Raw genomic sequence first — 20,844 nt, forward strand, 5'->3', positions numbered from 1 at the left:
CTGGCGGCCAGCGCATTACAGATTCAAAAGTCATCCTTCTTTTCCATACAGATGGCGGCTTTACTACGCTGAATGCTATATTTCTGCCAAATCTGTACTGTCTCAGCGCGTACTACTAGCGAAGAGTATTCCATGACCCTCTACATGAACCTTGCCCGCCTGCTTGAAGACCGAATCGAACAGGGCTTGTATCGCCCCGGTGATCGGTTGCCCTCGGTCCGTGCGCTCAGTACAGAACACGGCGTGAGTTTAAGCACCGTACAGCAGGCCTATCGGCTACTCGAAGACAACGGCCTGGCCGCGCCGCGCCCGAAATCGGGGTACTTCGTATCGAACAAGACACTGCCGGCACTGCCAGAAGTGGGTCGCCCGGCGCAGCGCCCCGTGGACATTTCCCAGTGGGACCAAGTGGTGGAGCTGGTACGCACCCCACCCCGCAAGGACATTGTGCAGCTAGGGCGCGGCATGCCTGACGTGACCAGCGCCACCCTCAAGCCACTGTTGCGCAGCCTGGCTCAGCTCAGCCGGCGCCAGGACATGCCCGGGCTGTATTACGACACGGTGTATGGCACCGAAGCACTGCGCGAGCAGATCGCCCGCCTGCTGGTGGATTCGGGCTGCCGCCTGACCGCCGCCGACCTGGTGGTGACTACCGGTTGCCATGAAGCGCTGTCCAGCAGCGTGCGCGCCATTTGCCAGCCAGGGGATATCGTCGCGGTAGATTCGCCCAGCTTCTTCGGCGCCATGCAAACCCTCAAGGGGCTGGGCATGAAGGCGCTGGAAATCCCTACCGACCCTCTTTCCGGGATCAGCCTGGAGGCATTGGAACTGGCACTGGAACAGTGGCCGATCAAGGTTATTCAGCTCACGCCCAACTGTAACAACCCCTTCGGCTACATCATGCCGGAAGCGCGTAAACGGCAGCTGTTGACCTTGGCGCAGCGCTACGACGTGGCCATCATCGAGGACGACGTGTATGGCGACCTTGCGTATACCTATCCCCGCCCGCGCACCATCAAGTCGTTCGACGTGGATGGCCGGGTACTGCTGTGCAGCTCGTTTTCCAAGACACTCGCGCCGGGCCTGCGGGTTGGCTGGGTCGCGCCAGGGCGCTACCTTGAGCGAGTACTGCACATGAAGTACATCGGCACCGGCAGCACGGCTACCCAGCCACAATTGGCGATTGCCGATTTCATCGAGGGCGGTCATTACGAGCCCCACCTGCGCCGCATGCGTGCGCAATACCAACGCGGCCGTGACCAGATGACCGACTGGGTGCGGCGCTATTTCCCCGAAGGTACTCGCGCCAGCCGTCCCCAGGGCGGCTTCATGCTGTGGATCGAATTGCCGGAAGGCTTCGACACGCTGCGGCTGAATCAGGCGCTGCTCGGGCAGGGGGTACAGATTGCGGTAGGCAGCATCTTCTCGGCCTCCGGCAAGTTTCGTAACTGCCTGCGCATGAACTTCGCGCCCCGCCCTACCCCCGCCCTCGAAGCTGCTGTAAGGCAGGTGGGTGAAACCGCAAGCGCCTTGTTGGCCAGAATGCAGGCCGTTGGGGCGTAACTTTCCAAGCGCAACGGTTGTCACATAGGCTCTATGGATCGCAGCGAGACCGCTATGCCCCTCACTGCCCGCCTGCTGGCGGTTGTGCTCTTGAGCCTGGTGCTTGCGGGTTGCGCGGGCCAGGCGCGGCCGCCCGTGCCCAGTGAAAGGATCCCGGCGGAGCAATCTGCATTCGGCCGCTCCGTTCTTGAACAGGCCCACGGCCACCCGGGGCAATCCGGCTTTCGGCTGTTGCCCGATAGTGGCGAAGCGTTTCGCGCCCGCGCGGAGTTGATCCGCAACGCGCGAACCAGCCTGGACATTCAGTATTACATCGTGCACGACGGGCTCAGTACCCGCACATTGATGCGCGAGCTACTGGACGCTGCCGATCGGGGGGTGCGGGTGCGCATCCTGCTCGATGACACTGCCAGCGATGATCTTGAGGGCCTGCTGGAAACGGTGGCCAGCCATCCCGACATCGAGGTGCGCCTGTTCAACCCCACTCACCTGGGGCGCGGCACCGGTGTTACCCGGGGCTTTGGCCGCCTGCTCGACCTGTCCCAGCAGCACCGGCGCATGCACAACAAGGTCTGGATCGCTGACGACAGCGCGGCCATCGTGGGCGGACGCAACCTGGGCGATGAATACTTCGACGCCAAGCCCAACCTGAATTTCACTGACATCGACCTGCTGGGGTTCGGCCCGGTGGCCCGAGACCTGGGTTACAGCTTCGACCAGTATTGGAACCATCGGCTCAGCCGGCCGCTTGGAGAGCTTTCCGATGTACCCGTCGCGCGTCAGGCACTACCGGGCTTTCGAGAACGGTTGGATGCGTCATTGCGCAAGGCGAGCGTAAAACAGAAAGCCCTGTATGACCGTTTGATGAGCTACCGCGACGCTCCACGGCTCAGCACGTGGCGCCAGGAGCTGATCTGGGCGCCCAGCACCGTGATGTGGGACGCACCAGCCAAGATCCTCTCCAGCGGCGAGCCAGACCCTCACCTGTTGCTCACCACCCAGTTGGCCCCTGAGTTATTGAGTGTCCACCAGGAGCTATTGCTGATTTCAGCGTACTTTGTGCCTCGTGAACCCGGCTTGCTGTACCTCACCAGCCGCGCAGACGAAGGGGTAGCTGTCTCGCTGCTCACCAATTCACTGGAAGCGACCGACGTGCCAGCGGTGCACGGCGGTTATGCGCCCTACCGCAAGGCACTGCTGGAGCATGGCGTTCGGCTTTTCGAGCTGCGGCGGCAACCGGGGGACGACGCAGGGTTCTCCTACCGGCTGCATGGCAGCTCTGCCTCCAGCTTGCACAGCAAGGCGATGGTGCTGGATAAGCGCAAGGTATTCATTGGTTCGTTCAACTTCGATCCGCGTTCGGTACTGTGGAATACCGAGGTGGGTGTACTGGTCGATAGCCAGGAACTTGCAGGGTACACCCGTGAGCTTGCATTGCAGGGAATGTCACCAGCCTTGAGCTACCAGGTAGAGCTCAATAACGACGAGCTTGAGTGGGTGACTGAGGACGACCATCGCGTGCATGTGCTCAAACGCGAGCCCGGCGAGTGGTGGCGACGGCTCAACGCCTGGGTGAGCCAGCGCATCGGGCTGGAAAAGCTACTTTGACATGACCGCGGCAAGCGGATTTTGTGGGAGTAGGCGCAAGCCTGCGAACTTGCCAGGCTACGCCTGGACCCTACACCGCCTTTTCAGCCGCAAGCACGGGCTGACGACAGGCCAGCAGTACCAGGCCGGCCGCACCGGCGGCCATCATCAAGGGCAGCGCATGGCCGGTTAGCCATTGGTTACCCGCGCCGGCAATCAGGGGCCCGATCAGGCAACCGACCCCCCACAACTGCGCCACATGGGCGTTGGCCCGCACCAGCTCGTCGTGACGGAACTGCTCGCCGATGAACACCAGCGACAATGTAAACAAGCCTCCGGCGCTGGCGCCGAACAGCACCCACAACCCCCACACCATCGGATGATGGATGGCCAACGGGATCAACGCGCTGCTGACCGCCAGCAGGCCCGCGCAACCCAGGAACAGGCCGCGCCGGGGCAGGTAGTCCGCCAACACACCGATGGGCAGCTGTAAAACCGCATCGCCCAGTACCACGGCGCTGACCATGTACAAGGCGATGCGGGCGTCATATCCCTGTTGCAGGCAGTACACCGGCAACAGGGACAGGATCAAGGCTTCAAAGCCCGCGAACAAGGCAATAGCGTAGGCAATTACCGGCATGCGTCGGCAAAAAATCCACAGGTCCGCCAGGGTGACCGTCTCCGCCTCGGTGACCGGCGCGCCGCCACGGCCGAGCAACAAGAACGGAGACACCAGCAGCAACGCTGTCGCCAGCCAGAAGCCATGATCCTGTTCGGTACCAATCGCGCCAAGAAGCAGCGGACCGGCCAATTGACTGAGGGCATAGCAGCAGCCATATAACGCGACCAGTCGGCCGCGCCATTGCTCCACCACCAGCTGGTTGATCCAGCTTTCGCCCAAAACAAAAACAATGGTGAGCACACTGCCGATCACCAGGCGCAGCAGTATCCACAAAGGGTAGCTGGGCCAGAGCGCCAGCAGCCCAATCGAAACAGCGCCCGCGCCCAGGCATAACTGCATGGCGCGACCGGTGCCGAAGCGAGCAGCGAGGCGGCTGGATACCCGAGCCCCCAGCAGCACGCCCAGCGCCGGCATTGCGGACATGATCCCGATTGCGAAATTGCCATAGCCCCAGCTTTCCAGCCGCAGCGATACCAGAGGCATGCTCATGCCCAACGCCAGGCCAACGCTCAGCACCGACGACAGCACGGCAAAATACGTTCCCCACGGCATCGAGGCGCTCCTGCGAGAAAGGCGAGGCGCCCCCGGCCATTCCAGGCCAGGGGCTGGGCGGGATTACAACTTGATCCAGGTAGCTTTCAGCTCGGTGTACTTGTCGAAGGCATGCAGCGACTTGTCACGGCCGTTGCCCGACTGCTTGAACCCACCGAACGGTGCGGTCATGTCGCCGCCATCGTACTGGTTCACCCATACGCTACCGGCACGCAGGGCGCGGGCGGTGTTATGGGCCTTGGACAGGTCGGCTGTCCACACGCCTGCGGCCAGGCCGTAGGGGGTGTCGTTGGCGATAGCCACGGCTTCTTCGGCGGTATCGAAGGTGATCACCGACAGCACTGGGCCGAAGATTTCTTCCTTGGCGATACGCATGGCATTGCTCACGCCGTCGAAGATGGTGGGTTCCACGTAGGTGCCACCGGTTTCCTCGAGGATGCGCTTGCCGCCTGCGACCAGCGTTGCACCATCGCTATGGCCAGCATCGATGTACGACAGCACGGTGTTCATCTGCTGGGTATCGACCAGCGCACCCACAGTGGTTTGTGGGTCCAGCGGGTTGCCTGGCTTCCAGCCCTTGAGCGCCTCGACCACCATCGGCAGGAAGCGATCCTTGATCGAACGCTCTACCAGCAGGCGCGAGCCCGCGGTGCACACTTCACCTTGGTTGAAGGCAATGGCGCTGGCGGCCGATTCAGCGGCGGCTTGCAGATCCGGTGCGTCAGCGAAGACGATGTTCGGGCTTTTGCCGCCTGCTTCGAGCCAGACGCGCTTCATGTTGGACTCGCCTGCATACACCATCAGCTGCTTGGCGATACGGGTAGAGCCCGTGAACACCACGGTATCCACATCCATGTGCAAGGCCAGGGCCTTGCCGACGGTATGGCCATAGCCAGGCAGTACGTTCAGCACGCCAGCGGGAATACCCGCCTCGATGGCCAGTTGCGCGATGCGGATGGCGGTGAGCGGGGATTTTTCCGACGGCTTGAGCACCACCGAGTTACCGGTAGACAGCGCAGGGCCCAGCTTCCAGCACGCCATCATCAGAGGGAAGTTCCACGGCACGATCGCCCCTACTACGCCCACGGGCTCACGGGTTACCAGGCCCAACTGGTCGTGAGGGGTGGCAGCCACTTCGTCGTAGATCTTGTCGATGGCCTCGCCGCTCCAGCTCAGCGCATTGGCTGCGCCCGGAACGTCGATGTTCAATGAGTCGCCGATCGGCTTGCCCATGTCGAGGGTTTCGAGCAAGGCCAACTCTTCAGCATTGGCCTTGAGCAGGCCGGCAAAACGAATCATCACCGACTTGCGCTTGGCCGGCGCCAGGCGGGACCAGGCACCGGATTCGAATACCTGGCGAGCATTGGCTACCGCCAGGTTGGCGTCTGCTTCATCACAGCTGGCTACAAGGCCCAGCAGTCGACCATCGACCGGGCTCACGCATTCGAACGTAGCGCCCGACACTGCGTCAGTGTATTGGCCATTGATAAAGGCGCGGCCTTCGACTTTCAGGGCATCGGCCCGCTGTTGCCAGTCAGCCAGGGTCAGGGTGGACATAACGAACTCCTCTTATAGATTTATAGGCAGGGAGCTCGCGTCGAAACAGCGACCAGACCCAAGCTCGGCCAAAGGCGTTCACCCTAAACCACTGCCGCAAAGCTTTCAATATATTTGACAGCGCGCAGCAATCGGCAGTCTCATGTGCGTTTTATTGAACAACCAAGGAGATCGTCATGAGCGTCGAGCAAATCGTGGATTTCGCCATTGGGACGCCAGATCCCGTCCGCTACCGGCCAGCCGCGGAAAAAATCATCGCAGGCGAACCGGACCAGGCGGTCTTCAACCACTACAGCAGCCCGTGTGAGCAATTCTCGGCGGGCGTATGGGAAGGGGCGGTTGGCCAGTGGACGGTCAGCTACAGCGAACATGAGTACTGCGAAATCGTTCAAGGGGTGTCGGTGCTTCGCGATGAGGCCGGCAATGCCCGCACCGTGCGTGCCGGCGACCGGTTCGTGATCCCCGCAGGCTTCAAGGGCACCTGGGAAGTGCTAGAGCCCTGCCGGAAGATCTACGTCGTGTTTGAAGCGCATAAGTAACGCAATCCTGGGTCGGCTACTGGCGATGATCAGCGTGCCTCGACCGAGGCGCCCATCAAAAGGAGTTGACCCATGACCAATGAAGAAATCGTTCAGATGCTGCAAGGCCTTATCGGCATCACTTATGCCCCAAGCGTGAAGGCCCACATCAGTGACGTAACTGGCCGCGCCGTGGTGATCGGCCCGAACGAGATGCATACCAAAATCTTCGACCCGGAGCGCGTGCACATCCAGGCTGATACCAATGGCATCATCACCGGGTTCGCTTTCAACTGATCTGAAACCGCACCCTGGGCGAAAAAAAACCCGCTTCGAAAGAAGCGGGTTTTTTTCGTAAGCGCAGATCAATTACTTGATCTTGGCTTCCTTGTAGATCACGTGCTTGCGAACCACCGGATCAAATTTCTTGATCTCGATCTTGTCGGGGGTGGTACGTTTGTTCTTGTCGGTGGTGTAGAAGTGGCCGGTACCGGCGCTCGACACCAAACGGATCAATTCACGCATGATTTTCTCCCTTAGACCTTGATGCCATCGCGGCGAATATCGGCCAGAACGGCGTCAATGCCACGCTTGTCGATGATACGCATGCCTTTGGCGGATACGCGCAGACGCACGAAACGCTTTTCGGACTCGACCCAGAAGCGATGGTGCTGCAGGTTCGGCAGGAAACGACGACGGGTTTTGTTGTTTGCGTGGGAAATGTTGTTCCCGGTTACCGGACCCTTACCGGTAACTTGACAGACTCTCGACATGCCTCAGCCCTCTAAACCACATGCCCAACCCGGCATGGGTTGGCCGCTTTATCTCTCAGTCAAAATTGGCGCGAAGGCTCGAAACCCTTCAAACACCGTGTTTCGCAGGGGCAGACGGCACGGCCGCACAGGCTCGGCTCGATGAGCTAAACGCTCTACCCCTAGAAAAGAGCGCTGCTTTATACCAGAAAGCGTGGCCCACAACAACAGGGGCAACCCCCGCCCGGCGCTTCTCGGCCGCGCAATGCCTGGGTTGCAATGGTTGCAGCGGTGCCGCCATTCGTCGAACAGGAGTGAAAATTTGAATGGCGAAAACGAAACGAGATCTCTAGGGTAGGAAATCCAGACTGCACCGGCAGATGGCCCACTCCCGAACGCCAAGGAATCGACCATGCGTCTTGCCTACACCCCGCTACTGCTCGCGGTACTCGGCGCCTGTGCCACCGCGCAGGCCAAACCGCTTTCCGTTTGCACCGAGGCCAGCCCCGAGGGCTTCGACGTGGTGCAGTATAACTCGCTCACCACCACCAACGCCTCTGCGGACGTGTTGATGAACCGCCTGGTGGACTTCGACGCCAAGGCCGGCAAGGTTGTACCGAGCCTGGCACAGCAGTGGTCGGTCAGCGAAGATGGCCTTACCTACACGTTCAACCTGCGCCGGGGCGTGCGCTTCCATGGTACGGAGTATTTCAAGCCTACTCGTGAGCTGACGGCGGAGGACGTTGTGTTCAGCTTCAAGCGCATGCTCGACCCTGCCAATCCATGGCACAAGGTTGCCCAAAGCGGGTTCCCCCACGCGCAATCCATGCAGTTGCCCAGCCTCGTGAAACAGATCGACGCACCGGACGCCGCTACGGTGCGCTTCGTGCTGGATCATCCTGATGCAACCTTCCTGGCTACGCTCAGCATGGGTTTCGCCTCGATCTACTCCGCCGAGTATGCCGACCAGCTGATGAAGGCCGGCACGCCTGAAAAGCTCAACAGCCAACCCATTGGCACCGGGCCGTTCATTTTTGTGCGGTACCAGAAGGATGCTCAGGTGCGCTACAAGGCAAACGCCGAGTACTTCGGCGGCAAGCCTGCGGTAGACCCGCTGATCTATGCGATCAGCCCCGATCCGAATGTGCGTATGCAACGGCTGCGGGCGGGCGAATGCCAGGTGGCGCTGTCACCCAAGCCACAGGACATTGCAAGCGTCAGGGCCGACAGCAAACTGCAGGTGCTGGACACCGCAGCCTTCATGACAGCGTTCGTGGCGATAAACAGCCAGCATCCACCGCTGGACAAGCCTGCCGTGCGCCAGGCCATCAACCTGGCCTTCGACAAGGCCAGTTACCTCAAGGCCGTGTTCGAGGACACCGCGCAGCCTGCCAATGGCATTTACCCCACTAATACCTGGGGCTATGCCGCCGATGCGCACCTCTACGACCACAACCCCGACAAAGCGCGCAAATTGCTGGCCGACGCCGGGTTCAAGGACGGCTTCAGCACCACCATCTGGACTCGCCCCAGTGGCAGCCTGCTCAACCCCGCGCCGGCGGCCGGCGCCCAATTGCTGCAGGCTGACCTTGCCCAGGTTGGCATCAAGGCAGACATCCGCACCATCGAATGGGGCGAGTTGATCCGCCGCGCCAAGGCCGGCGAGCATGATCTGTTGTTCATGGGCTGGGCGGGCGACAACGGCGACCCGGATAACTTCCTTACCCCGCAGTTTTCCTGCGCGGCGGTGCAGTCGGGAACCAACTTTGCCCGTTATTGCGACCCAACCCTGGATGGCCTGATCACCAAGGGCAAGGCCGGCCGCACCCAGCAGGAGCGCAGCGAGCTGTATCACCAGGCGCAGGCCCTGATACAGAAGCAGGCGCTATGGCTGCCATTGGCCCATCCAGAGGTAACGGTGCTGGCCAGCAAAAATCTGAAGGGCTATGAGCCAAGCCCCTTCGGCCGCCAGGATTTCAGCCACGCAAGCCTGGACTGAACAGGCGTGGCCGCCTTGCACGGGCGGCCTGCGCTTGAAGCTTTACATCAGACCCAGCTCGGCCATGGACAGTGGCTCGCCTTCGCCAATGATGAAGTGGTCGAGCACCTTGACGTCGATGTAGGCCAGCGCCTCTTTTATGCGCCGCGTGAGATGGCGATCCGCCTGGCTGGGCTCGGATACCCCGGAGGGATGGTTGTGACACAGAATAAGCGCGGCGGCGTTGTGAGCGAGTGCGCGCTTGACCACCTGCCGGGGGTAGACACTGGCGCTGTCGATCGAGCCGTGAAACAGGGCTTCGAAACCCAGCACCCGGTGGCGGGAGTCCAGGTACAGGCAAGCGAACACCTCATGGGGTTCGTGCCGTAGCATGGCCTTCAGGTAATCGCGAACGGCCGTGGAGTTCTCCAGGGCCGAATCCCGCTTGAGCTGCTCAGCCAGGTGGCGGCGCGCGATTTCCAACACGGCCTGCAGCTGCGCGTACTTGGCCTCACCCAGGCCCAGATGCCCGCTGAAGGTCGGCAGGTCGGCCTGCAATAGCCCCCGCAACCCGCCCATTTCATCCAGCAGCCGCCGCGCCAGGTCTACCGCGCTGAAGCCCTTCACGCCGGTACGCAGGAAAATTGCCAGTAGTTCGGCGTCCGAGAGCGTGTGGGCGCCACGGCTGAGCAGTTTTTCCCGGGGGCGTTCCGCCGCGGGCCAGTCTCGAATAGCCATCGTTGCCTCCTTGTCGGCCTTGGGCGCCGCTGTTCCGTCGCAGGCGCTGTGCTATCTTAGCCCAACTTTTTTAGCGCAAAGCCCAGCGATGCCAGGCATGCGTTCAAGGATCATTTCTGATCGTAACCACAAGCGGATAAAGGCAGGCTCAATGCAGCGGCTGTATCGAAAACGCATCGTTCTTGGCGTGGGCGGTGGCATAGCCGCTTACAAAAGCGCCGAACTGGTTCGCCGGCTGCTTGAGCAGGGCGCCGAAGTGCGCGTGGTAATGACACGGGGCGGCAGTGAGTTCATCACTCCGCTGACCATGCAGGCGCTTTCCGGGCACCCGGTGCATCTTGATTTGCTCGATCCCGCCGCCGAAGCCGCCATGGGGCATATCGAACTGGCACGCTGGGCAGACCTGGTGCTGATCGCGCCCGCCACGGCGGACCTCATCGCCCGCCTGGCCCAGGGGCTGGCCAACGATCTGCTGACCACCCTGGTGCTGGCCACCGATGCAACAGTCGCGCTGGCCCCGGCAATGAACCAGGCCATGTGGCGAGACCCTGCTACCCAAGCCAACCTGCAAACCGTGCAAGCCCGAGGCCTGAAAGTGTTCGGGCCCGCCTCCGGAAGCCAGGCATGCGGCGACATCGGTTTGGGCCGCATGCTGGAGCCTACCGATCTGGCCCACCTGGCCGCCGATTGCTTCCGCCGCGAGGCCCTGACCGGTAAGCATGTACTCATCACCGCCGGGCCTACGCAGGAAAACATCGACCCGGTGCGCTACATCACCAACCATAGCTCCGGAAAAATGGGCTTTGCCCTTGCCGAAGCTGCGGCGGAAGCGGGCGCGAAAGTGACGCTCGTCAGCGGCCCGGTGCATTTGCCTACCCCGGATCGGGTCAGTCGCATCGATGTGGTGAGCGCGCGTGACATGCTTGCCGCCTGCGAAGCCGCCATGCCTTGCGATATCCTCATCGCGTCGGCTGCGGTCGCCGATTACCGCCCTGAAGTGGTCGCCACGCAAAAGCTGAAGAAGGACCCGTCCACCGCCGACGGCCTTCTGCTGCGCATGGTCCGCAACCCGGACATTCTTGCCACGTTGTCTGGCCGGGCGGATCGCCCCTTCAGCGTGGGCTTCGCCGCCGAAACCGAAAACCTTCTCGACTATGCCGCCCGCAAATTGCGCGACAAGAACCTCGACCTGATCGTGGCCAATGACGTCGCCAACCCGAGCATCGGCTTCAACAGCGAAGAGAACGCCTGCAGTGTCATTGACCGACAGCTCAATGAAACGCTGCTTCCACAGACCAGCAAAGGCAAGATCGCGCGCCAATTGATCGCGCTGATCGCCAACCGCATCAACCAGGTTCAATAAACATCATGCACGCCCTGCAAGCCCGTATTCTCGATCCACGCCTGGGCAGCGATTTCCCGCTGCCAGACTACGCCACACCCGGTTCTGCCGGCCTTGATCTGCGGGCCATGCTGCCAGCGGATATCACCCTGGCCCCGGGGCAGACGGTGTTGATCCCCACAGGCCTGTCCATTTTCATTGCCGACCCGGGCCTTGCGGCCCTGGTATTGCCTCGCTCAGGCCTGGGTCACAAGCATGGAATCGTATTGGGTAACCTGGTGGGCCTGATCGACTCCGATTACCAGGGCGAGCTAATGGTCTCTTGCTGGAACCGTGGCAACACGGCGTTCGAAATCAAGGTGGGCGAGCGAATCGCTCAACTGGTGTTGGTACCGGTGGTACAGGCGCGGTTCGAGGTGGTCGAGGCATTTGACCAGAGCCAGCGCGGCGCGGGTGGATTCGGGCACTCCGGGAGCCACTGAGAACCGCTTCATCGAAGGCATCGTCGACAGCGGACACAAGGAGCGGTTGTGAAAGGTATCACTGAGCAAGTCCCGAAAACGCCTGCCGACGAGGATGGCGCCACTGACCTTCAATTGCTGCGGCCCGGCCTGGTGGTTGCGGCGATCGGGCTGCTGGTCGCGGCGCTGCTGCTGTGGATCGGCCAGCCAGGGCCGTCCCAGCAAGCCTGGCGCTGGCAGCTGGCGCAATCTGCGGCATCTGCCCAGGCGGCGACCCTGCGGCAGGCTTTTGCCCAAATCGCCGCTGACACCCAGGCCGCGGCCGGGGACCCTGCTCTGGTAGCCGCGTTGCAAAGCGGTGACGCGGCACGCCTGCGAAATGCCGAGGCCGGCCTTCGTTACCGCGATGGGGTTATCGACGCCTTTGTTACCTCCTTGGGCCAGGGCGAACCGGATGAAACCCGTACGGCGCCTTTCACCTTCGCCGCGCTCGACCTGCTGCGCCGTAGCGAAGCCGGCTCGCCTCCCCCTCTGGAAGCCCAACGCGCAGGGCAGCGTTGGCTCGTTTACAGTGCGGCCCCGGTAAAGGCATCGGGCACCCAGCAGGTTGTGGGTACCGTGCTGCTGGCAGTCGATATGCAGCGTGCATTGCGGGGCCTGCCTGCCCTGCCGCCAGAAGCTGGCGAACTGGTGCTCCAGCAGCGTTTCGGTGACGGGCCAGTGCAGGTTCTCTATCAAAGCGGGACGCCAGGCTCGGCCCGGCCCTATAGCCTGGACCTGGGCAACCCACACTGGAGCCTACGCTTCACACCAGGCACGGCCTACGATGCCCCGGTGCAATGGATATCCCTTCTGATGGCGGTAGCGGCGCTACTGATCGCAGCCGGCGCGTTCTGGGTCGCGATGGTGATGGTGGTTCGCGGGTTGCGCGGGCGCCTGCGTGACGATGCTCGACAATTGAATCAACTGCTGGACGAACTCTCGGGCGGAAAAGTCGTCAAAGCGTTCAGTTTGAGCCTCGCAGAGCTGAACGGGTTGGCCCAGGCCCTGGCCCGCTTCTCCTTGCGCGATCGCCGAACCGATCCCGGCGCCGTGGTGGCGCCTGACCTCAACGGCATTACGACTCGCAGCGCCCCGGCCGCCCAAACCCACCGCTCCGCCGAGCCGGAGGGTGCTCGGCTGCCGTTTCAAGAGACTGACGTACTTGGTGTCGGGATCCTCGACACCGACCAGGACTTTCTGCGAATGGAGCATCCCCCCGCTATGAACAGCATTGCACAAGTCGCACCCAATGTTCCCGCCAGCATTTTCCGCGCCTATGACATTCGCGGCATCGTGCCGGAAACACTGACCGCGGAAACCGCTTACTGGATCGGCCGCGCCATTGGCTCGCAAAGCCTGGCTCAGGGCGAGCCGCATGTGTCGGTAGGCCGTGACGGCCGCTTGTCCGGCCCGGAGCTGGTAGCGCAGCTGATTCAAGGTATCGCCGACAGCGGTTGCCATGTAAGCGACGTGGGCATGGTCCCGACGGGCGCTCTTTATTTCGCGGCGAATGTGCTTAAAGGCAAATCCGGCGTAATGCTCACCGGTAGCCATAACCCGGCGAACTACAACGGCTTCAAGATCATCATCGCTGGCGACACCTTGGCCAACGAGCAGATCCAGAAGCTGTACGAGCGTATCCGTGACAACGACCTGGCCAGCGGCAAGGGGACCATCGAAAAGGTCGATATCCTCAGCCAGTACGATGCCTACATCCAGAAAGACATCGCCGTGCCACGCAAACTGAAGGTGGTAGTGGACTGCGGCAACGGCGTAGGCGGCGTGATCGCGCCCCAGCTGATCGAGAAGCTAAACTGCGAAGTCATTCCGCTGTTCTGCGATGTGGACGGCAACTTCCCGAACCACCATCCGGATCCGGGCAAGCTGGAAAACCTCGAAGACCTGATCGCCAAGGTCAAGGAAACCGGCGCGGACCTGGGCCTGGCATTCGACGGCGACGCGGACCGTGTAGGCGTGGTGACCAACGCCGGGAACGTTGTATATCCCGACCGCTTGCTGATGCTCTTTGCCCAGGATGTGCTGTCCCGCAACCCTGGCGCGGACATCATCTATGACGTGAAATGCAGCCGCCGCCTGAAGGCCCAGATCGAGGGCAACAAAGGTCGCCCGGTGATGTACAAGACCGGCCACTCGCTGATCAAGAAAAAGATGAAGGAAACCGGTGCTCTGCTCGCTGGCGAAATGAGCGGCCACGTATTCTTCAAGGAACGCTGGTTCGGCTTTGACGACGGCATCTATGCGGCCGCGCGCCTGCTGGAAATCCTCAGCCAGAAGTCGCAGAACGCCGAAGACGTGTTCGCTGCCTTCCCGAACGATGTTTCCACCCCGGAAATCAACATCAATGTGACTGAAGAGAGCAAATTCAGCATCATTGATGCATTGCAGCAAAACGCGGAATGGGGCGATGCCAGCCTGAACACCATCGACGGTGTTCGTGTGGACTACCCCAACGGCTGGGGCCTGGTACGTGCTTCCAACACCACCCCGGTGCTGGTACTGCGTTTCGAGGCGGAGAACGACGCCGAGCTCGAGCGCATCAAGGCCGTGTTCCGCGAGCAACTCACCCGTATTTCACCCGACCTGAAGATACCGTTCTAACCCAGCCAGGAGCCCTGCATGACCCTCGAACGCGATGCCGCCACCAACGTTGCCAAGGTACTGTCCGAAGCCTTGCCGTATATCCGACGCTTCGTCGGTAAAACGTTGGTGATCAAGTACGGCGGCAACGCTATGGAAAGCGAGGAGTTGAAAACCGGCTTTGCCCGCGACGTCGTTCTGATGAAAGCGGTGGGTATCAACCCGGTGGTCGTGCATGGCGGCGGGCCTCAAATTGCTGACCTGCTCAAGCGGTTGAACATCGAGAGCCACTTCATCGATGGCATGCGTGTCACAGACGCGCAGACCATGGATGTGGTGGAGATGGTGCTCGGTGGCCAGGTGAACAAAAGCATTGTGAACCTGATCAACCGCCACGGCGGCAGTGCCATTGGCCTGACCGGCAAGGATGCCGAGCTGATCCGCGCCCGCAAGCTGACCGTTACGCGGCAGACGCCGGGCATGGACAAGCCTGAAATCATTGATATCGGGCTGGTAGGCGAAGTGAGCGGGGTAAACACCGAGCTGCTGAACATGCTGGTGAAGGGCGATTTCATTCCGGTGATCGCCCCTATCGGCGTGGGCGCCGATGGCGAGTCCTACAACATCAACGCCGACCTGGTGGCAGGTAAGGTAGCCGAAGCGCTGAAGGCTGAAAAGCTGATGCTGCTCACCAACATTGCAGGCTTGATGGACAAGCAAGGCAACGTGCTTACAGGCCTTACGACTGAACAAGTGAACGAGCTGATTGCCGACGGCACTATCTACGGCGGCATGCTCCCGAAAATTCGCTGCGCGCTGGAAGCCGTGCAAGGCGGCGTGAACAGCTCACACATCATCGACGGCCGAGTACCCAATGCCGTACTGCTGGAGATCTTCACCGACAGCGGCGTGGGTACCTTGATCTGCAACCGCAAGCGGCATTGATTGATCACAGGAATAGGCGGAGCCTGCGATCAAGCTCCAGCCTGCCTACCGTCAAGGCGTCAACAATTGTTCCAGCCGAGCACGGTCCGCGTTGAACGCGCGGTCCGTGTCTTCGCGCATCTGCTGATAGCGCTGCAATTGCGCGTTCAAGTCGCCCCGGCGCTGGCGCAAGGCTTCAAGCTGATCCAGCACCCCAGCCGAAACCGCCTGGCCGTTGCGCTCCTGGTTGGCAGCCTCGCCCTGTAGCGAGGCCTGTTGACCTTGCAAGGTCTGCAGATCCCCTCGAGTCAGCGAAATCATTCCGTCGATCTCGCCGAGCCGGCGTTGGCGCGCTCGTTCCAGGTCGTCCACCCCGGTGTACCGCGCACGCAGCTTTGCGTCAGCCTCGGTCCGGGCGCGCTTGGCGCTGGCCGCCTGCGTCTCTTGCGCGCTGGGTGCCGGAGGAATGGTTTGAAGTACACGGCCCTGCGCGTTCAGGATCTGATAACCCTTGGAGATAAACTCGGGCGGCACGCCTTGCCGATCCAGCACCACCACGCCTCGATCATCGGTATAGCGATACAGCTGCACCGGAGGTGGCGGCGCGGCCAGCACTGCAAAGGGAAATAGCAGCGCCAGCCCCCACCCCAGGCCATGTCGCACGGTCAGATTCCGTATTGCGCGCGGTAAGCTTCCACCGCAGGCAAGTGCTGCTTGAGCTGGGCATCTTCGGCAAGGTATTCGAGTACCTGATCCAGGGAAACGATGCTCACGACTGGAATACCGTAGTCGCGCTCCACTTCCTGAATGGCAGACAGCTCGCCCTTGCCACGCTCCTGGCGGTTGAGGGCAATCAACACAGCGGCGGCGCGAGCCTGCTCGGCCTGGATGATGGTCATGACTTCGCGAATAGCAGTGCCTGCGGTGATCACGTCGTCGATGATCAGCACGTCGCCCTTGAGCGGCGCGCCAACGAGGCTTCCGCCCTCGCCATGATCCTTGGCTTCCTTGCGGTTGAAGCACCAGGGCACATCGCGCCCGTGCTTGTCCGCCAACGCCACGGCGGTTGCCGAGGCCAGCGGGATGCCCTTGTACGCCGGGCCGAACAGCACGTCGAAGTTCAGGCCGCTGTCGACGATCGCCGAGGCATAACACTGCCCGAGACGTGCCAGTGCCGAGCCTGTATTAAACAGGCCGGCATTGAAGAAGTAAGGACTGGTGCGCCCGGACTTCAGGGTAAACTCGCCGAAGCGCAGCACGCCCCGCTCGATGGCAAAACGAATGAAGTCACGCTGGTAGGCTTGCATGTAAAAGTCCTGAATACCACGGATTTAGCTAAATAACTTGACCTCGGGTATCATACACGCACGAGATTTTTGGGGCCATTTATGCGGATCATCAGTGTGAACGTCAATGGGATTCAGGCAGCTGTGGAGCGAGGCTTGCTCAGCTGGCTGCAGGCCCAGAACGCCGACGTGATCTGCTTGCAGGATACCCGCGCCTCGGCGTTCGAACTGGACGATTCCGCTTATCAGCTCGATGGCTATTTCCTGTATGCAGCCGACGCGGAAGTGCCGGCCCAGGGTGGCGTCGCGCTTTATTCGCGGTTGCAACCCAAGGCGATCATCAGCGGCCTGGGGATTGAAACGTCCGATCGTTTCGGGCGCTATCTGCAAGCGGATTTCGACAAGGTCAGTATTGCCACCCTGCTGTTCCCTTCCGGGCGCGGCGGCGATGAAGAGCTGAATCAGAAATTCAAGTTGATGGACGACTTCGCGCGTTATCTTGATAAACAACGCCGCAAGCGTCGCGAGTACATCTACTGTGGCTCGCTTTACGTCGCCCAGCAGAAGCTCGATATCAAGAACTGGCGCGACAGCCAGCAGTCTCCTGGCTTCCTGGCGCCGGAACGTGCCTGGATGGATGAAATCGTCGGCAACATGGGCTATGTGGATGCCCTGCGCGAAGTGAGCCGTGAAGGCGACCAGTACAGCTGGTGGCCAGACAGCGAACAGGCGGAGATGCTGAACCTGGGCTGGCGCTTCGACTACCAGCTACTCACGCCCGGGCTTCGTCGCTTCGTACGCAGCGCTCGGTTACCGCGCCAGCCACGGTTCTCCCAGCACGCGCCGTTCATCGTGGATTACGACTGGACGCTGACGATCTGAGCCGCGCCTGTTGATGTAACAGCGGGCCGTTGGAAGCGGGCAAAGCTCGCGAATTGGTTATTTTTCCATTCGCGAGCTTTGGCATGCGCCCATAAAGTTGGACGAGTAAATCAGGCTGCTGCGGCCTGGGTCCTGTACGCCACAGGGCTCAGGCCGTCGAGCTTCATCTTGATGCGGTAATGATTGTAATAGTGAATGTATTCCTCAATCGCCGTCCATAGCTGATCGATGCTGGTAAAGCGCTCCCGGTAGAAGAACTCCGTCTTGAGCGTGCCGAAAAAACTTTCCATGGCCGCGTTGTCCAAGCAGTTACCTTTGCGCGACATGCTCTGTTCCAGACCCGCTGCCTGTAGCCGGTCGCGGTACTCCTGATAGCGGTAGTGCCAGCCCTGATCCGAGTGCAGCAGCGGCGTGGCACCGTCCGGCAAGCGCTTCAGAGCCTGCTCCAACATTTGCCCCACCAGCGCATACTGTGGGCGTTCGGCGAGCTGATAGGCCACGATCTCGCCGTTGTACAAGTCCAGCACGGGCGACAGGTACAGCTTTTCACTGCCCACCTTGAACTCGGTCACGTCGGTCACCCACTTCTGATTCGGCGCCTCGGCCTTGAAATTCCGGGCCAGCAGGTTGGGCGCGGCTACCCCTATCAGGCCGTTGTACGACTTGTACCGCTTGGGTCGTACCTTGCATTGAAGCCCCATCTCGCCCATCAGCCGACGCACTTTCTTGCTGTTGACCAGCTGCCCGTCGTGACGCAGGGTCGCGGTCACGCGGCGGTAGCCGTATCGGCCCTTGTGCTGATCCTGAATGCTCTGGATCGCAGCTTTCAGCGGGGCGCTCATGTCCCCGGCAGCAATCGCCTTGAGTTGGTAGTAGTAGGTGCTGCGCGCCAGCCCGGCCGCCTTGAGCAGCGCATCAAGGTCAAAGTCCGACCGCAGCGCGGTGACTATCCGGGCTTTTTCTTCCCGGCTGCCGCCTGCCTTTCCTTTTCCTCCCTTAACGCCTTCAACTTTTTTAGGTAAGCGTTCTCCACCCGAGCCTGGTACAGCCTGGCCAGCAACTGGTCATGGGTCAGGTCTTCATCCTTGATCGACTCGGATGGAAGGGGCGTCTGGGGTTTTGGAAATTTCGGCTTGGACATGACAACAGGCAATTCCTGGGGCCCCGGGCGCGGGGCTTCGATGGCGCTACTGTAGTACTCACGCTCCCATCTGCCCACCTGGCTGGAACAGCCGAGGTTGAACAGGGCCGCGACCTCTCGAAGCGATAGGTGATCGCGCCACTTCGTTTGCAGTACCATCAGCTTGAATTCGGTGGTGTACGACTGGCGCGCACGCGGCGTGACACCCTGTTCGCCATGTTGCCTATAGGCCGCAATCCAGCGGCGCAGCAGCGTGGGATCAACGCCGAAGTCGGCGCCAACGCGGCGAAAACCGTAGGCCCCAGAGAGGAAGGCGCCGATCGCTGAAAGCTTGAACTGCGTACTGTACTTGCTCATGAATACACCCCAGAGGTTGGATGGATGTCCAACTTCTAGGGCGCGCCTCACTTCGCCCGCTTCCTACAGGGTTAGATACAAATGATCAATCGGCCAAAGCGGTCTGCTGAATTTCGAACAGGTCCACCATGCCTTTGCGCGCGAGGGCAAGCATGGCATTGAGGTCTTCAGGCTGGAACGGCGCGCCTTCGGCGGTGCCCTGCACTTCAATGAAGCCGCCGGTGCTGGTCATGACCACGTTGAGGTCGGTTTCTGCTGCGGAGTCTTCCAGGTAATCGAGGTCCAGCACGGGCTCGCCTTGGTACATCCCTACCGATACCGCCGCGATCATCTGCTTGAGCGGATCGCCCGCCTTAAGCCCGCCGCGCTTCTTGATGACCTTCAGCGCGTCGATCAAGGCAACCATGGCGCCCGTAATGGAGGCTGTGCGCGTACCGCCGTCAGCCTGGATCACGTCGCAGTCTACGTACAGCGTGATGTCGCCAAGCTTGGACATGTCCAGCGCCGCACGCAGCGAGCGGCCGATCAGGCGCTGGATTTCCAGCGTACGGCCACCCTGCTTGCCGCGGCTCGCCTCGCGTTGATTTCGCTCGCCAGTGGCGCGGGGCAGCATGCCGTATTCGGCCGTAAGCCAACCCTGGCCTTGGCCCTTGAGGAAGCGCGGCACGCCACTTTCGACGCTGACGGTGCAGATCACCCGAGTGTCGCCGAATTCGACCAGCACCGAACCTTCGGCATGCCGGGTGTAGTTGCGAGTGATGCGGATCGAGCGAAGCTGATCGGCGGCGCGACCACTGGGACGTTTCATCTGGGTTACCTGTACGGATTGAAAAACTGCCCAACAGTATAAAGCCGAGCCGGCGTGACAGGTATTTAAAACACCTCAGCCGACGCGCGGACCAACATCGCCCCACCACAGTGCATTGGGGGCAAGCCTCGCTTGAGTTACACTCTTGCGCCTTTATCGCCCCCTGCGGCTCGGCCTTTCAAGCCGCTATCACGAGGTTCCCTCCCATGGTCCATAGCATGACCGCCTTCGCCCGGGCTGAACGCGCCGGGGCCCATGGCACCCTTTCCTGGGAGCTGCGCTCGGTCAACCATCGCTACCTAGAGCCGCACCTGCGGTTGCCGGATGCCTTCCGTGAACTTGAAGGGGCTGTGCGCGAGGCGCTGCGCGGCGGGCTGTCGCGCGGCAAGGTGGAATGCACCCTGCGCTGGAGCGAAGAAGCAGGCAGCCAGGCGCCGAAGCTGGACCTGGCACGCGCCGCAGAGCTGATCGAGGCCGCCCAGGCCGTGGCTGCCCTCATTCAGCAGCCCGCCGCGATCGACCCACTACAAGTGCTGGCGTTGCCTGGCGTGATGGTCAGCGAAAGCGTGGATACCCAGGCGATGCAGGCCAGCGCCCTAGCGCTGTTCAACGACGCACTGGCAGAAATGAAAGCAGGGCGCGCCCGGGAAGGCACCGAACTTGCGAAGCTGATCAATGATCGGCTCGATGCCATGGCTGAAGATATCGCCGCGCTGCGCGAACAGGTGCCACAGATGCTGGCTGCCCACCGGCAGAAAATCCTCGACCGCTTCGCCGAAGTACGCGCCGAGCTCGACCCCGTACGCCTGGAGCAGGAGCTGGTACTGCTGGCCCAGAAAAGCGACGTGGCAGAAGAGCTGGACCGCCTGGCCACCCATGTAAGGGAAGTTCGCCGCGTGCTGGCCAGCCCTGGCGCAGCCGGCCGGCGCCTGGATTTCCTCATGCAAGAGCTCAACCGCGAAGCCAACACCCTGGGCTCCAAAGCCTTCGATCCCCGCAGCACTCAAGCCGCGGTGAACCTGAAGGTGTTGATCGAACAGATGCGCGAACAAGTACAGAACATTGAGTAAGGCTAT

Annotated in this window: 20 protein-coding genes; 11 read left to right on the forward strand and 9 right to left on the reverse strand. The window is 61.5% G+C overall.

Features of this window, described 5'->3' with window-relative positions; all coding sequences use genetic code 11:
• Positions 1-132: 132 nt before the first annotated feature.
• Together AC3Z8Y_RS23975 and AC3Z8Y_RS23980 are read left to right on the forward strand one after the other, a co-directional pair.
• Positions 133-1,563 (forward strand): aminotransferase-like domain-containing protein, encoded by a 1,431-nt coding sequence (locus AC3Z8Y_RS23975; RefSeq protein ID WP_490087854.1) that lies wholly within the window; start codon positions 133-135, stop codon positions 1,561-1,563.
• 54 nt (positions 1,564-1,617) lie between these two features.
• Entirely contained in the window at positions 1,618-3,171 is a 1,554-nt protein-coding gene (locus tag AC3Z8Y_RS23980) for a phospholipase D family protein (RefSeq protein ID WP_490087855.1), read from the forward strand.
• A gap of 70 nt (positions 3,172-3,241) precedes the next feature.
• On the opposite strand, the gene AC3Z8Y_RS23985 is transcribed toward AC3Z8Y_RS23980, so the two are convergent.
• Entirely contained in the window at positions 3,242-4,384 is a 1,143-nt protein-coding gene (locus AC3Z8Y_RS23985; RefSeq protein ID WP_490087856.1) for an MFS transporter, read from the reverse strand.
• A gap of 63 nt (positions 4,385-4,447) precedes the next feature.
• Complete coding sequence (locus AC3Z8Y_RS23990; protein WP_490087857.1) at positions 4,448-5,941, reverse strand: aldehyde dehydrogenase; 1,494 nt, start codon at positions 5,939-5,941, stop codon at positions 4,448-4,450.
• 176 nt (positions 5,942-6,117) lie between these two features.
• Here AC3Z8Y_RS23990 and AC3Z8Y_RS23995 point away from each other — a divergent pair, with 176 nt between their 5' ends.
• Both AC3Z8Y_RS23995 and AC3Z8Y_RS24000 read left to right on the forward strand, forming a co-directional pair.
• Entirely contained in the window at positions 6,118-6,480 is a 363-nt protein-coding gene (locus AC3Z8Y_RS23995; RefSeq protein WP_181111095.1) for a cupin domain-containing protein, read from the forward strand.
• A gap of 72 nt (positions 6,481-6,552) precedes the next feature.
• Positions 6,553-6,756, forward strand: coding sequence for a hypothetical protein (locus AC3Z8Y_RS24000; protein WP_490087858.1), 204 nt, complete (start codon positions 6,553-6,555; stop codon positions 6,754-6,756).
• Positions 6,757-6,828: 72 nt separating this feature from the next.
• Here the strand turns inward: AC3Z8Y_RS24000 and rpmG are convergent, their stop codons facing one another.
• Together rpmG and rpmB are read right to left on the reverse strand one after the other, a co-directional pair.
• Positions 6,829-6,984 (reverse strand): 50S ribosomal protein L33, encoded by a 156-nt coding sequence (rpmG, locus tag AC3Z8Y_RS24005; RefSeq protein WP_003457707.1) that lies wholly within the window; start codon positions 6,982-6,984, stop codon positions 6,829-6,831.
• An 11-nt stretch (positions 6,985-6,995) separates the two neighbouring features.
• Positions 6,996-7,232, reverse strand: coding sequence for a 50S ribosomal protein L28 (gene rpmB / locus AC3Z8Y_RS24010; protein ID WP_040260312.1), 237 nt, complete (start codon positions 7,230-7,232; stop codon positions 6,996-6,998).
• A gap of 391 nt (positions 7,233-7,623) precedes the next feature.
• On the opposite strand from rpmB, the gene AC3Z8Y_RS24015 reads away from it, so the two are divergent.
• On the forward strand, positions 7,624-9,210 hold the full coding sequence (locus AC3Z8Y_RS24015) for an ABC transporter substrate-binding protein (RefSeq protein WP_490087859.1): 1,587 nt from the start codon (positions 7,624-7,626) through the stop codon (positions 9,208-9,210).
• A 42-nt stretch (positions 9,211-9,252) separates the two neighbouring features.
• Here the strand turns inward: AC3Z8Y_RS24015 and radC are convergent, their stop codons facing one another.
• Positions 9,253-9,927 (reverse strand): RadC family protein, encoded by a 675-nt coding sequence (gene radC / locus AC3Z8Y_RS24020; protein WP_490087860.1) that lies wholly within the window; start codon positions 9,925-9,927, stop codon positions 9,253-9,255.
• 151 nt (positions 9,928-10,078) lie between these two features.
• Between radC and coaBC the strand changes: the two genes are divergently transcribed.
• The 4 genes from coaBC to argB all read left to right on the forward strand — a co-directional run bounded on the left by coaBC (position 10,079) and on the right by argB (position 15,315).
• Positions 10,079-11,290, forward strand: a complete 1,212-nt coding sequence (coaBC, locus tag AC3Z8Y_RS24025) for a bifunctional phosphopantothenoylcysteine decarboxylase/phosphopantothenate--cysteine ligase CoaBC (protein ID WP_490087861.1) — start codon at positions 10,079-10,081, stop codon at positions 11,288-11,290.
• A 5-nt stretch (positions 11,291-11,295) separates the two neighbouring features.
• A complete protein-coding gene (dut, locus tag AC3Z8Y_RS24030) occupies positions 11,296-11,751 on the forward strand; it encodes a dUTP diphosphatase (protein ID WP_181111100.1) in 456 nt (151 codons plus the stop codon).
• A 1,242-nt stretch (positions 11,752-12,993) separates the two neighbouring features.
• Complete coding sequence (locus AC3Z8Y_RS24035) at positions 12,994-14,391, forward strand: phosphomannomutase/phosphoglucomutase (RefSeq protein WP_490090079.1); 1,398 nt, start codon at positions 12,994-12,996, stop codon at positions 14,389-14,391.
• Positions 14,392-14,409: 18 nt separating this feature from the next.
• Positions 14,410-15,315, forward strand: a complete 906-nt coding sequence (gene argB / locus AC3Z8Y_RS24040; RefSeq protein ID WP_181111101.1) for an acetylglutamate kinase — start codon at positions 14,410-14,412, stop codon at positions 15,313-15,315.
• Positions 15,316-15,366: 51 nt separating this feature from the next.
• Here the strand turns inward: argB and AC3Z8Y_RS24045 are convergent, their stop codons facing one another.
• On the reverse strand, positions 15,367-15,957 hold the full coding sequence (locus AC3Z8Y_RS24045; RefSeq protein WP_490087862.1) for a DUF4124 domain-containing protein: 591 nt from the start codon (positions 15,955-15,957) through the stop codon (positions 15,367-15,369).
• A 2-nt stretch (positions 15,958-15,959) separates the two neighbouring features.
• On the reverse strand, positions 15,960-16,601 hold the full coding sequence (gene pyrE / locus AC3Z8Y_RS24050) for an orotate phosphoribosyltransferase (protein WP_490087863.1): 642 nt from the start codon (positions 16,599-16,601) through the stop codon (positions 15,960-15,962).
• Between the two features lie 81 nt (positions 16,602-16,682).
• On the opposite strand from pyrE, the gene crc reads away from it, so the two are divergent.
• Positions 16,683-17,462 (forward strand): catabolite repression control protein Crc, encoded by a 780-nt coding sequence (gene crc / locus AC3Z8Y_RS24055; RefSeq protein WP_181111104.1) that lies wholly within the window; start codon positions 16,683-16,685, stop codon positions 17,460-17,462.
• 110 nt (positions 17,463-17,572) lie between these two features.
• On the opposite strand, the gene AC3Z8Y_RS24060 is transcribed toward crc, so the two are convergent.
• Both AC3Z8Y_RS24060 and rph read right to left on the reverse strand, forming a co-directional pair.
• Positions 17,573-18,960, reverse strand: a protein-coding gene (locus AC3Z8Y_RS24060; RefSeq protein ID WP_490086846.1) for an IS3 family transposase whose coding sequence is annotated in 2 segments (ribosomal slippage) — positions 17,573-18,444 and positions 18,444-18,960 — 1,389 coding nt in all. Because the reading frame shifts where the segments join, the coding sequence is not laid out codon by codon here.
• A gap of 85 nt (positions 18,961-19,045) precedes the next feature.
• On the reverse strand, positions 19,046-19,768 hold the full coding sequence (gene rph / locus AC3Z8Y_RS24065) for a ribonuclease PH (protein WP_181111105.1): 723 nt from the start codon (positions 19,766-19,768) through the stop codon (positions 19,046-19,048).
• 206 nt (positions 19,769-19,974) lie between these two features.
• Between rph and AC3Z8Y_RS24070 the strand changes: the two genes are divergently transcribed.
• A complete protein-coding gene (locus AC3Z8Y_RS24070; RefSeq protein ID WP_490087864.1) occupies positions 19,975-20,838 on the forward strand; it encodes a YicC/YloC family endoribonuclease in 864 nt (287 codons plus the stop codon).
• The last annotated feature ends 6 nt before the right edge of the window (positions 20,839-20,844 follow it).

This window comes from Pseudomonas sp. 3MAES_34.3B (genome assembly GCF_058145875.1).